General features: G+C 66.8%; 14 protein-coding genes and 1 tRNA gene. 8 read left to right on the forward strand and 7 right to left on the reverse strand.

Annotated elements, in window-relative coordinates:
• The first annotated feature begins 106 nt into the window (after positions 1–106).
• Positions 107–535: a hypothetical protein gene (locus AB4851_RS26980; RefSeq protein WP_414451960.1), complete on the forward strand. Its 429-nt coding sequence runs from the start codon at positions 107–109 to the stop codon at positions 533–535.
• Between the two features lie 53 nt (positions 536–588).
• Here the strand turns inward: AB4851_RS26980 and AB4851_RS26985 are convergent, their stop codons facing one another.
• Both AB4851_RS26985 and AB4851_RS26990 read right to left on the reverse strand, forming a co-directional pair.
• Positions 589–927, reverse strand: a complete 339-nt coding sequence (locus tag AB4851_RS26985) for a DMT family transporter (protein ID WP_414449533.1) — start codon at positions 925–927, stop codon at positions 589–591.
• Positions 928–933: 6 nt separating this feature from the next.
• Positions 934–1,431, reverse strand: a complete 498-nt coding sequence (locus tag AB4851_RS26990; RefSeq protein ID WP_414449534.1) for a heme-degrading domain-containing protein — start codon at positions 1,429–1,431, stop codon at positions 934–936.
• A 149-nt stretch (positions 1,432–1,580) separates the two neighbouring features.
• On the opposite strand from AB4851_RS26990, the gene AB4851_RS26995 reads away from it, so the two are divergent.
• The 7 genes from AB4851_RS26995 (at position 1,581) to AB4851_RS27025 (ending at position 7,187) form a co-directional block, all read left to right on the forward strand.
• Positions 1,581–1,657: transfer RNA gene (locus AB4851_RS26995), tRNA-Met, on the forward strand.
• A 227-nt stretch (positions 1,658–1,884) separates the two neighbouring features.
• Complete coding sequence (locus AB4851_RS27000) at positions 1,885–2,430, forward strand: NUDIX hydrolase (RefSeq protein ID WP_414445017.1); 546 nt, start codon at positions 1,885–1,887, stop codon at positions 2,428–2,430.
• Positions 2,431–2,439: 9 nt separating this feature from the next.
• Positions 2,440–3,183, forward strand: a complete 744-nt coding sequence (aat, locus tag AB4851_RS27005; protein ID WP_414449535.1) for a leucyl/phenylalanyl-tRNA--protein transferase — start codon at positions 2,440–2,442, stop codon at positions 3,181–3,183.
• Positions 3,184–3,483: 300 nt separating this feature from the next.
• Positions 3,484–4,335, forward strand: a complete 852-nt coding sequence (locus AB4851_RS27010; RefSeq protein WP_414449536.1) for an arginyltransferase — start codon at positions 3,484–3,486, stop codon at positions 4,333–4,335.
• A 135-nt stretch (positions 4,336–4,470) separates the two neighbouring features.
• Complete coding sequence (locus AB4851_RS27015; protein WP_414449537.1) at positions 4,471–5,499, forward strand: quinone-dependent dihydroorotate dehydrogenase; 1,029 nt, start codon at positions 4,471–4,473, stop codon at positions 5,497–5,499.
• A 111-nt stretch (positions 5,500–5,610) separates the two neighbouring features.
• Entirely contained in the window at positions 5,611–6,405 is a 795-nt protein-coding gene (locus AB4851_RS27020) for a cystine ABC transporter substrate-binding protein (protein WP_414449538.1), read from the forward strand.
• 122 nt (positions 6,406–6,527) lie between these two features.
• A complete protein-coding gene (locus AB4851_RS27025) occupies positions 6,528–7,187 on the forward strand; it encodes an amino acid ABC transporter permease (protein ID WP_414445012.1) in 660 nt (219 codons plus the stop codon).
• A gap of 51 nt (positions 7,188–7,238) precedes the next feature.
• On the opposite strand, the gene AB4851_RS27030 is transcribed toward AB4851_RS27025, so the two are convergent.
• The 5 genes from AB4851_RS27030 to rlmB all read right to left on the reverse strand — a co-directional run bounded on the left by AB4851_RS27030 (position 7,239) and on the right by rlmB (position 11,921).
• Positions 7,239–8,228, reverse strand: coding sequence for a Gfo/Idh/MocA family protein (locus AB4851_RS27030; RefSeq protein WP_414445011.1), 990 nt, complete (start codon positions 8,226–8,228; stop codon positions 7,239–7,241).
• 126 nt (positions 8,229–8,354) lie between these two features.
• Positions 8,355–9,068 (reverse strand): FadR/GntR family transcriptional regulator, encoded by a 714-nt coding sequence (locus AB4851_RS27035; protein WP_414445010.1) that lies wholly within the window; start codon positions 9,066–9,068, stop codon positions 8,355–8,357.
• Between the two features lie 341 nt (positions 9,069–9,409).
• Positions 9,410–10,105 carry a ribose-5-phosphate isomerase RpiA gene (gene rpiA / locus AB4851_RS27040; protein ID WP_414449539.1) on the reverse strand — a complete coding sequence of 232 codons (696 nt, stop codon included), beginning with the start codon at positions 10,103–10,105 and terminating at the stop codon, positions 9,410–9,412.
• Positions 10,106–10,242: 137 nt separating this feature from the next.
• A complete protein-coding gene (locus AB4851_RS27045; RefSeq protein WP_414445575.1) occupies positions 10,243–11,088 on the reverse strand; it encodes an N-acetylmuramoyl-L-alanine amidase in 846 nt (281 codons plus the stop codon).
• An 83-nt stretch (positions 11,089–11,171) separates the two neighbouring features.
• Positions 11,172–11,921: a 23S rRNA (guanosine(2251)-2'-O)-methyltransferase RlmB gene (rlmB, locus tag AB4851_RS27050; RefSeq protein ID WP_414445008.1), complete on the reverse strand. Its 750-nt coding sequence runs from the start codon at positions 11,919–11,921 to the stop codon at positions 11,172–11,174.
• Positions 11,922–11,971 lie beyond the last annotated feature (50 nt).

Below are 11,971 nucleotides of genomic sequence, written 5' to 3' on the forward strand. Positions count from 1 at the left end.
AGATGCGGGGACGGTCGAAGCACAACGCGCCCCCCTATAATGGCGGGCCGAATCCTACCCACCTTGCGCACGTGGCCGTACGCCGCGCGCGCTCATGCCTGATCCGATGCAGAAAGTCATCCTGCCGTTCCTGTCCGGTTTCCTAGCCGCCCTGTTCTTCCGCGAATCGACGCTGGCGCTGCTGCATGCGGCGGGCCTGATCGGCATCGGCGGCTTCTCGGTCGAACCGTTCGCGCCGGCGGGCATGCCGACCTTCATCGTCAATGCGCTGATCAGCGCGGTCTGGGCGATTTTGATGGCCTGGCTGCTGCGCGTGTCGCCCGAGCGGCGGGCGCCGTGGGTGCAGGCGCTGGTGTTCGGCGGCATCGTGCCGACCGTGGCGCGCGTGTTCGTGATCGATCCGCTGCGCGGCATCTGGCCGGCCGGCAACATGCTCTCGCCGCTCGCGATCGGCTTCGCGGCCAATGCGATCTGGGGCTGGGGCGCGCTGGTGTTCATGCGCGCGTTCATGTCCGACGACGATTACGACGACTGATCGCGGCGCGCGCCCGGAGCGCGCGCCCTTCCCTTCAGGATTCGGGCCGGCGCTCAGTGCGCCTGCATCTTCGAGAACAGGTTCAGCACCACTACGCCCGCGATGATCAGCGCGAGGCCAATGATGGCCGGCAAGTCCGGCACCTGCCCGTACAGCGCGATCGCGACAAGCGTGATCAGCACGATGCCCGCGCCCGACCAGATTGCATACACGATCCCGACCGGCATCGTCTTCAAGGTCAGCGACAAGCCATAAAACGCGAAGCCGTAACCGACGATCACGATCAACGTCGGCAGCAGCCGTGTGAATCCATCCGAGGCGCGCAAGGCCGAGGTGCCGATCACTTCGGCCACGATGGACATGGCGAGCCAGGCGAAAGCAGGCAATTTCATGGTCGTTTACTCCCCGGCCAGCGCGAGCGCGGCGTAATCGTGGCCGAGTTCGGCGCTCAACGCCTCCACCACCAGTTCATGATCGCGACGCTGCGGCAGGCCCGACACGACGATCGTGCCGATCACGCCGGCGCCGGCCACCGTCAGCGGAAACGCGCCGCCATGCGAGGCGTAATCGGTATCGGGCAAACCGTGCTTCGCGGCCAGCGTGGTGCCGGCCTGCTTCAGACGCAAGCCGACCGCATAGGAGCTGCGGCGAAAGTGCTCGACCGTGCGGCGCTTGCGCGCAACCCAGGCGATATTGTCGGGTGTCGCGCCTTCGAGCGCAGCGCAGAAAACGGGCAGGCCGAAGCTGCCGATCTCGATTGCAACGGCATGGCCGCGCGCAAGCGCCATCTCGCGCAGCCGCGTGCCGAGCGCCCAGGCGCGGGCGGTGTCGAACTGCGGAAAGACCAGCGTGTGCTCCTGGACGAGGATCGACTGCAGATCGTGAGCGATATCCATATAGATCGTCGAAACAGACGTTGAATGAAGGGGCGGGAACCGCCGACAGATTCTAGCCCAGCGCCTCGCGCACACGGTGCGGTGACAGGGACAGATAAAACGCTTGCGCCGCTTTCGAGAACACCCTATAATTCAATTCTTCTGACGGACGCGGGGTGGAGCAGTCTGGCAGCTCGTCGGGCTCATAACCCGAAGGTCATAGGTTCAAATCCTATCCCCGCAACCAAGTCGTATTGATGATGGGTCACAGCGCTTCAAGCTCGTGGCCCATTTTCATTTCCGGCGCCGGAAATCTTCGCGCGCACCGCTTTCCGCTATCGTTTTCACAAGCGCCATCGCAGCGCCCGGCCTCGTGCCGCCGCCCACGCAAAGCGCTGCAAAAGCACGCCTGCGCCTTTCTGGAATCGCCGTGCGCGGTGATACACTCGCATCACCCTTTCGCTCCCCATCCCTATGAAATTCTGCTCAGTCTGCGGCCACGAAGTCATCGCGCGCATCCCTCCCGGCGATAACCGCGAACGCTTCGTCTGCGACCAGTGCGGCACGATCCACTATCAGAATCCGCGCAATGTGGTGGGCACCGTGCCCGTCTGGGGCGATCAGGTACTGCTGTGCCGCCGCGCGATCGAACCGCGCCACGGCTACTGGACTTTGCCGGCCGGCTTCATGGAGATGGGCGAAACGACCTCCGAGGCCGCCGCGCGCGAAACGCTGGAAGAAGCCGGCGCGCGCGTCGAAGTGCAGAACCTGTTCACGCTGCTCAACGTGCCGCACGTGCATCAGGTCCACCTGTTCTATCTGGCGCGCATGAACGGCCCCGAATTCGAGGCCGGCGAGGAAAGCCTCGAAGTCCGCCTGTTCGACGAAGCGGATATCCCCTGGGACGACATCGCGTTCCCCACCGTCACCCAGACCTTGCGGTTGTTCTTCGCCGACCGCGAGGCCGGTTCGTTCGGCGTGCATACCGGCGACATCTACCGCTCGCTGCGCAACGGCTGACGCGCGCGCATGGTCCCCTGGCTCACGCCCGAGGCGCCGTTTCCGCCGGTCGAGCAGGCGCTCGGCCCGGCCAGCGGCGCACCCGGCCTGCTCGCGGCCAGCGCCGACCTGCTGCCCGAACGCGTTGCCGACGCCTATCACCGCGGCATCTTCCCCTGGTATTCCGACGGCCAGCCCGTGCTGTGGTGGAGCCCCGATCCACGCATGATCCTCGTGCCGGATGAGTTTCGCGTCTCCGCCACGTTCCGCAAGACGCTGCGCCGCGTGCAGCGCGACGCACGCTGGGAGGTGCGCGTCGACCACGATTTCCCCGCCGTGATGCGCGCCTGCGCGCAGGCGCCACGCGACGGCCAGCGCGGCACCTGGATCACCGACGACATCGTGGCCGCCTACACCGCGCTGCATCGCGCGGGGCACGCGCACAGCATCGAAACCTGGTTCGACGGCGAACGCGTGGGCGGTTTGTACGGCGTGGCGTTCGGCACGATGTTCTTCGGCGAATCGATGTTCGCGAACGCCACCGACGCCTCGAAGATCGCGCTGGCCACGCTGGTTGCGCACGTTCGCGCACACGGCGTGACGATGATCGACTGCCAGCAGAACACCGCGCATCTCGCCTCGCTCGGCGGCCGCGAAATCGGCCGCCGCGAGTTCGTCGCGCACGTGCGGCGCGCCACGGCCGAGCACGCGATTCCGTGGCGCTTCGACAAGCACGCGCTGGCCCGGCTGACCGAGACTGCGCACGCCAGCTGATGCGCGGCGCATCGCGTGGCACTCCTCAACACGATAATTTTCATGTTACCTTTGTCGACATCCGACCGGCCGGCGCTCGCCAAGGCCGGCCCTATCCGACAAGATATCCGATGCCCACCCTGACGATCTTCCCTTCGCATGCGCCGTGTCCGGCGTCGGCCATCGCGCGCAGCACGCGCGTCGTGTGCCGCCGCACCGGCCCGGCATGCGGGATCCGTTCGGGCCCGGCTCGGCGTGCCACGCGGCCCGGCGGCTTCCGCCCGGCCCGCTGACGCGATCCTCCCGCCTCGAGAGCTGCCCATGACTCATCCCACCGAGTTGCCGCTTTCACCGCTTTCGGCCCTGCAGTTCTATGCAACGGCGCCGTATCCATGCAGTTACCTCGATGGCCGCGTGGCGCGCTCGCAAGTCGCGACGCCAAGCCATCTGATCAATTCCGACATCTATACCGAACTCGTCAAGGCCGGCTTCCGGCGCTCGGGCGTGTTTACGTATCGGCCCTATTGCGACGGCTGCCGCGCCTGCGTGCCGGTGCGCGTGCCGGTCGACGCGTTCGCGCCGAACCGCACCCAGCGCAAGATGTGGAACCGCCATCACGGGCTGGTGGCATCGGTTTCGCCGCTGCACTACGACGAGGAGCATTACGCGCTCTACATGCGTTACCAGTCGGCACGGCATGCGGGCGGCGGCATGGATCGCGACAGCCGCGATCAATACGAGCAATTCCTGCTGCAAAGCCGGATCAATTCGCGGCTCGTCGAATTTCGCGACGCGCCGCAGGCCAGCCCCGACGACCCGAACGCCACGCCCGAGCCCGGCACGCTGCGCATGATCAGCATGATCGACATCCTCGGCGACGGCCTGTCCTCGGTCTACACGTTCTTCGAGCCCGAAGACGCGCACAAGAGCTACGGCACCTACAACGTCCTCTGGCAGATCGAGCAGGCCCGCAGCCTGAGGTTGCCCTACGTCTATCTCGGCTACTGGATTCGCGAGAGCCAGAAGATGGCCTACAAGGCGAACTTCCGGCCGCTCGAAGGCCTGATCGACGGCCGCTGGAAACCGCTCGACCCGGCCACCGTGGATCTGCCGCCGGTCGACGCGGCGCTGGCCCGCGCACCGCTGCCGGGCGGCCACGGCGGCGTGCGCTGAAGCCGCGGCTACCGTGGCGCGCAACGGCGAACAAGCTGCCGGTGCGCCCTGCCACCGCCCTGCATTCCTGACCGGCCAGGCTGCCGGTTCGGTTAAAATGCCGGGTTATCAATTTCCGGCCCCGCCCTTCACGCCGTGTTCAGCTCCCTTTATCCGCTCGCCCGCGCGTCCCTCTTCAAGATGGATGCCGAAGATGCCCACCACCTGACGCTGCGCATGCTCGGCGCCGCCGGCCGCACCGGCCTCGCGAGCCTGCTTGCGCCGAACGTGCCGGACGTGCCGCGTACCGTGATGGGCCTGACGTTCCGCAACCCGGTCGGGCTGGCGGCCGGGCTGGACAAGGACGGTGCCTGCATCGACGGCCTGGCCGCGCTCGGCTTCGGCTTCATCGAGGTGGGCACGGTCACGCCGCGCGCGCAGCAGGGCAACCCGCGCCCGCGCATCTTCCGCCTGCCGGAAGCGAACGCCGTGATCAACCGGATGGGCTTCAACAACCACGGCGTCGATCAGTTCGTGAAGAACGTGCAGGCCGCGCGCTATCGCGGCGTGCTGGGCCTGAACATCGGCAAGAACGCCGACACGCCGATCGAGCGCGCCGCCGACGATTACCTCTACTGTCTCGAGCGCGTCTATCCGTTCGCCAGCTACGTCACCATCAACATCTCGTCACCGAACACCAAGAACCTGCGCCAGCTCCAAGGCACCGACGAACTCGACGCGCTGCTCGCCGCGCTGAAGGACAAGCAGGCGCGCCTGGCCGATCTGCACGGCAAGCTCGTGCCGCTCGCACTGAAGATCGCCCCCGATCTCGACGACGAACAGGTCAAGGAAATCGCCGCGTTGCTGTTGCGTCACCGCATCGAAGCCGTGATCGCGACCAACACCACGCTGTCGCGCGCTGCCGTGCAAGGCATGCCGCACGCCGACGAAACCGGCGGCCTGTCGGGCCGTCCGGTGTTCGACGCGTCCACCGAAGTCGTCCGCAAGCTGCACGCCGAACTGGGCAGCGCGGTGCCGATCATTGGGGTTGGCGGCATCTTTTCGGGCGAGGACGCGCGTGCGAAACTCGCCGCCGGCGCGTCGCTGGTGCAGCTCTACACGGGTTTCATCTATCGCGGCCCGCCGCTCGTCGCCGATTGCGTGAACGCCATCGCACGCGGTTGAGCGCACGGCACGGTTATATAGAAATAAACAAACGATAGTTGGCGGGCAATTGTGTTTTCACTATGATTGCCGCCATCGTCAACGCCCATTGCGGGCAATACAGGGAACAGAATGAAGATTGTGTCGCTGAAGAAGCTCCTGAGCGCCGGCCTGATCGGTGCCACGCTGGTTGCCGCCTCCGCCCATGCGGCCGACATCCTCGACCAGGCCAAGCAGCGCGGTACGCTGCGCATCGGCCTGGAAGGCACGTTCCCTCCGTTCAACTCGAAGGCGCCGTCGGGCGAGCTGGTCGGCTATGACGTCGACATCGCCAAGGCCGTGGCCGCCAAGCTGGGCCTGAAGCCGGAATTCGTCACGACCGAGTGGAGCGGCATCATCGCCGGCCTGCAGGCAGGCAAGTTCGACGTGATCGTCAACCAGCTCGGCATCACCGACAAGCGCAAGGAAGCGCTCGACTTCTCGCCGGCCTATACGTACTCGGCCGCGCAACTGATCCAGCGCAAGGACGACACGCGCGAGTTCAAGTCGCTTGACGACCTGAAGGGCAAGAAGCTCGGCGTCGGCCTCGGCACCAACTACATGGACATGGCGAAATCGGTGCCGGGCATCGACGTCAAGACCTACCCGGGCGCGCCCGAGTATCTGCGCGACCTGGCCGCCGGCCGTCTCGACGCGGCGCTGAACGACCGCCTGATGCTCGCCTACCTGCTGAAGGCTTCGCCGCTGCCGCTGCGCACCGGCGCCACGGTCGGCTCGGCCGAACCGTCGGGCATCCCGTTCAAGAAGGGCAATCCGAAGTTCGCCAAGGCGATCGACGATGCGATGACGCAGCTCGAAGCCGACGGCACGTTCGCGAAGATCTCGGACAAGTGGTTCGGCATCGACGTGTCGAAGCCGATCAAGTAAGTCGGAATACGGCATGACGAAGGGCGGCATCGGCAACGGTGCCGCCCTTCGCTTTGTTTCCGTCGGTTTATGATGGCGCCTTGTCAAGTTTCCGGGCGCGCCTGCCTGATTTGCCTCACACCATGTCGATCACTTCCCTGCTCGTCGATTCGCTGCCCGTGCTTGCACAGGGCGCGATCCTGACCGTCAAGTTCGCCGTCCTGTCGATGGTGTTCGGCCTCGCCGCCGCTGTCGTGCTCGCGCTGATGGGCATCGCCCACAGCCGCGTGCTGAACGCGATCGCACGCGTCTACGTGAGCCTGATGCGCGGCACGCCGCTGCTCGTGCAGATCTTCGTCATCTATTATGGCCTGCCGAGCCTCGGCATCTCGCTCGACCCGACGCCGGCCGGCGTGATCGCGCTGTCGGCCAACGTGGCCGCCTACATGTCGGAAAGCATGCGCGGCGCGATCAACGGCATCGAGAACGGCCAGTGGCTGGCCTCGTACAGCCTCGGCCTGTCGTGGGGCCAGACGCTGCGCTACGTGATCGGCCCGCAGGCGCTGCGGATCGCCGTGCCGAGCCTGTCGAACAGCCTGATCAGCCTGATCAAGGACACCTCGCTGGTGTCGGTCATCACCGTGACCGAACTGCTGCGCAGCGCGCAGGAGATCATCGCCTCGACGTATCAGCCGCTGCCGCTCTACCTCGCCGCGGCAGCGTTCTACTGGGTGCTGTGCCAGCTCCTCGAATGGGTGCAGCGCTGGTGGGAGCGCCGGCTTGCGCTGCCGGGGCGGTTTTGAGCCGCCGCTGAATCCCGCAACGGGCGCGCGACTTGCGCGCCCGTTGCGCTTTCAGCCCTCGTCCGCCGCGAACCGCACGCCGAGCGCCAGGCGCGCCGCGTCGGTCATCGCGATCATGCCGCGCGAATGCGCATGCGTGAGCACCGGGCTTTCGGTCAGCCCATCGCGCAGCAGCGCGCAGAAGTGTTCCGTCTCGTAGTTGAGGCCACCGCCCGAAAACGGCTCGTCGAGTTCGACGACGCGGCCGTCGGTGTAGCGGATCGTCGCCTTCTGCGGGTTCCACCAGTTCTCGTGAATCGTCACGGTGCCGCCTTCGGCGCCGAGCAATGCATCGCCGCGGCCCATCACGTCGAGCCCGCAGAACAATTGCGCGATGCCGTGCTCGTGGCGGCTGTTCAGGCTCGCGAAGGTATCCACGCCGGTCGCGCCAACCCGGCCGAGCGTCTGCACGTCGAGCGGCGCGCCGAGCCAGTCCACCGCCAGGAACATCTCGTAGATGCCGATATCGAGCAGCGCGCCGCCGGCCGTCTCGAAGCTGAAGCTGGTGTGATCGGCAGGCACCGTCGAGAACGCGCCGCCGGCTCGCACGAGCCGGATCGGGCCGACCGGATCTTGCGCGAGCTGTTCGCGCAGCCGCCGGTAGAGCGGATAGAACGGCGGCTTCATCGCCTCCATGAACAGCCGGCCGGCCGCCTTGGCGGCGGCCAGCACCGTGTCCAGCTCGCGCGCGTTGACGGTGGCCGGCTTCTCGCACAGCACGGCCTTGCCGGCGGCGAGCGCGGCGCAGGCGTAGCGCGCGTGGCTGTCGTTGAGCGTGGCGATGTAGATGGCATCGACGTCCGACGCGCACAGCGCCTCGAAACTGTCGATCGGCGTGCCGCCATGCGCCGCGCAGAACTCGGCGGCGGCATCGGCACGGCGCGCCCAGACGTGGGCCAGCGCAGCGTCGGCGACGTGCGGCAGCGATTGCGCGAAGCGGCGCGCGATCGCGCCGGCGCCGACGATGCCGAAACGGATCGGGGAAGAGGAAGGAACGTTCATCGGGATCGAGCTCGACAGGAAATCAACGCCGGACGAACCGGCGGGGAGCCGTCATGATAACGGTCCGCCGCCAGCGCATCGCAGCGTCATCCGTCGAGGCCCCGCCCCGGGAACGCCTCGATGGCCTCAGCCCGTCGCCCGCATCGGCACCGCGTTCGAGGCCTCGTCGGTCAGGTCGATCAACTCGCGCGCGGCGGCTTCGGCAGCCCGCCCGTTGCGCTGCTCGATCGCCTCGACGACGCGCTGGTGCAGTTCGACCAGCCGCTCGGGCGCGCCTTCGCGGCCGGCCGTCTGCTCGCGCACGAGCCGCAGCGCACCGCTGATGATCGCGCTCATCTGCTGGAAGAATTGATTGCCGCTGGCGTGGACGATCCGCGCGTGGAGCCGCTCGTCCGCCTCGTCGTAACCCGCCTCGCCCGGTTCGAGCGAACGGAACACATCGAAGGCTTCGCGGATACCGGCAATGTCGGCGCCATTCGCACGCTCGGCCGCCTGCCCGGCCGCGCGCGGCTCGATCAGCATGCGGAATTCGAGCACGTCGCGCATGAATTGCGGATCGGGCTTGGCGCGGAAGCGCCAGTTCACGACATCCTCGTCGATCATCCGCCAGTCGCGCATCGGCCGCACCCGCGTGCCGACCTTGGGCCGGACATCGAGCATGTCGCGTGCGAGCAGCATCGAGAGCGCTTCGCGCATGACGGTCCGGCTGACGTCGAAATCCTTGGAAAGCACGTCCTGCGGCGGCAGGATGCCGCCGTATTTGTCTTCCACGATTCCCGTCACCAACCCGTCCATGACCTTGCTGACGAGCGACCTGTCTTTGTCTTTTGCTTGTTCCATAGGAGACCTCCCCGTTACTACATATCTGTGTTGGCGTGCTGCCCCCGCAGTCCGGCCTGGCCCCTTTTACAGCTCTCTCGATTGAAAACGACTCGCGAAACGATTGTTCTTATGTTCGATACGTTGCTGAGTTCGCGGTCGCAACGCTATCTGGAAAACACCTGAGAGGGTAATCCCTCTTACAATTTCCTCAACGCATCGTATCTCAAAAAAAAGCCCGACAGGCCTGGAAAAGCGCGTCGGACGATTTATCAGGACCGCAAAACGTTTGCGATGATTAAGGCCGATGCAATTCGTTGGTTTTTTGAATTGCGATTGGCCTTAATGTTTTAAACCCCTATTTAATGCGTGCGGTAATCGATCGATTCAACGCCGCTCTCGCCGCCCAGCAGGCAGAGGTCGGCGCCGCGTTGCGCGAACAGGCCAACCGTCACCACGCCGGGCCAGCCGTTGATGGTGGCTTCGAGCCCGCGCGGGTCGGGAATCGACAGCCCCTTGACGTCGAGGATCTCGTTGCCGTTGTCGGTCAGGAACGGCGAACCGTCCTTCGTGACGCGCAGCACCGGCACGCCGCCGAGCGCCGTCAGTTGGCGGCCGATGGCGGTGCGCGCCATCGGCACCACTTCGACCGGCAGCGGGAACGCGCCGAGCGTGGCCACGCGCTTGCTGGCGTCGGCGATGCACACGAAGGTGCCCGACACCGATGCGACGATCTTCTCGCGCGTCAGCGCGCCGCCACCGCCCTTGATCATCGCGCCGCTCGCATCGATCTCGTCCGCGCCGTCGACGTACACCTGCAGGCCTTCGACCTCGTTCAGGTCGAACACGCGGATGCCGTGCGATTCGAGCCGTTGAGTGGTGGCGATCGAGCTGGATACGGCACCGCGATAACGGCCCTTGATCGCCGCCAGCGCGTCGATGAAGCAGTTCGCGGTGGAGCCGGTGCCGACGCCGATCACAGAGCCTTCCGGCACGTTGGCGAGCACGTAATCGGCGGCGGCCTGGCCGACGAGGCGTTTGAGTTCGTCTTGAGTCATGGTGGGGATGAAGCGCTGATTGCGAAACCCGCGAGTCTACCGGACTCGCCCGACGCGGCGGCGATTTTCGGGCGCCTGCGAGGCATCGGCGCGACAATCGACGGGCGGCGCACCGGCGGGGTGCAGGGCCGCCGGAATCAGGGCGCGTCGGGTTGCGATACGGGCGTGGCCGAGGGTGCCGCGCCAGGGAAATACTTGTCGAGCAGCGCCTGCGCGATCGCGTCGGTTTGCGCATCCGGATTGCCCGAATAATCGGCTGGCCGGAAATGCATCTGGAACGCCGCGAACACGCGCCGCGTGCGGGCGTCGAGCACGCCGTCGGTGGCCACGTCGTAGCCATAGCGCGCCAGCTTCGACTGCAGCCCGCGCACATCGGCGGGATCGCCGGGCGCACGGCCCGCCAGATCCGCGGCGACGGTCGCGTCGTCAGGCCACGCGCCGATGCCGGCACGGTACAAGGCCAGCCACGGGAACGCCGGCCCCGGATCGATCTTGCGCTGCGGCGCGATATCGCTGTGACCCACCACGCGCGTCGGCGGAATGCCGTAGCGCGTGACGATGTCCTTCGCGAGCTTCACGACCGCCTCGACCTGATCGGGTGCATACGGTTGCCAAGTGCGATCGGTGGGCGCGTCGAGCGGCCCGGCATTGACGATCTCGATGCCGATCGACGCGGCATTGAGCTCGGTGGTGCCCTGCCAGTCGCTGACACCGGCATGCCAGGCCCGCTGGCTTTCGGGCACGAGCTGCAGCACCACCGGCTCGCCATTGCGGCGCGCCGGCTGGCTCGGGATCAGGTAATGCGCGCTGACCTCGTTATGGGTCAGCGTGAACAGTGCGCGCCGGTCGTCCGATTCGGTGTAGTGCATCACGAGGAAGCGCACGCGCGAATCGGCGCCCTGCGCCGGATGACTCGTGTCGGCCACGTAGGTGCCGCGATCGACGAGCGTGGGCGACGCGCAGGCGGCCAGCAATGCGGCCATGCCACCCAGCGCGAGCGCACGCGCCGGCCGCACCCATGGTGCGAGCCCGGCCCAAAGATTCGCGATGCGCGCCACCACGCGGCTTACTTCGCCACCGCCACACGCCGCTGGCGCACGGCTTCGTACAGCACCACGCCGCTCGCCACCGACACGTTCAGGCTCTCGACGCTACCGGCCATCGGAATATTCATCACGTCGTCGCAGGTATCGCGCGTGAGCCGGCGCATGCCCTCGCCCTCGGCGCCCATCACGAGCGCGACCGGGCCTTCCAGCTTGGTTTCGTAGAGGCTGGCCGTGGCGTCGTCGGAGGTGCCGATCACCCACACGCCGGCGTCCTTCAGCTCGCGCAACGCGCGCGCGAGGTTCGTCACCGTGATGTACGGCACCGTGTCGGCCGCGCCGCTGGCGACCTTGGCCGCCGTGGCGTTCAAGCCCACCGCGCGGTCGCGCGGCGCGATGATGGCATGCGCGCCGGCCGCATCGGCCACGCGCAGGCACGCGCCGAGATTGTGCGGATCGGTCACGCCGTCGAGCACCAGCAGCAGCGCCGGGCCCTGGATGCCGTCGAGCAGCTCGGCGAGATTCTGCGCGAGCGGCAGATCCTCCACGCGCGCGACCACGCCCTGATGGCGCTCGGTGTGCGCCAGGCCCCACAAGCGCGTTTCGTCGGCCGCGATCAGCCGCACGCCGGCCTCCTTCGCGGTGGCCAGGAAATCGATCATCCGGCGATCGCGCCGGGTCTGGTCGTACAACACCTCGGCAACCGTCGACGCGTCGTGGCGCAGGCGCGCGGTGACGGCGTGAAAACCGTAGAGAACCTTCAAACGTGACATGACTGGACCAACCTTCATCTAAACGCGAGGCGCATGGTGTGCGTCGCGGG

This window comes from Burkholderia sp. 22PA0099, from assembly GCF_047497165.1.
Taxonomy (GTDB): Bacteria; Pseudomonadota; Gammaproteobacteria; order Burkholderiales; family Burkholderiaceae; genus Burkholderia.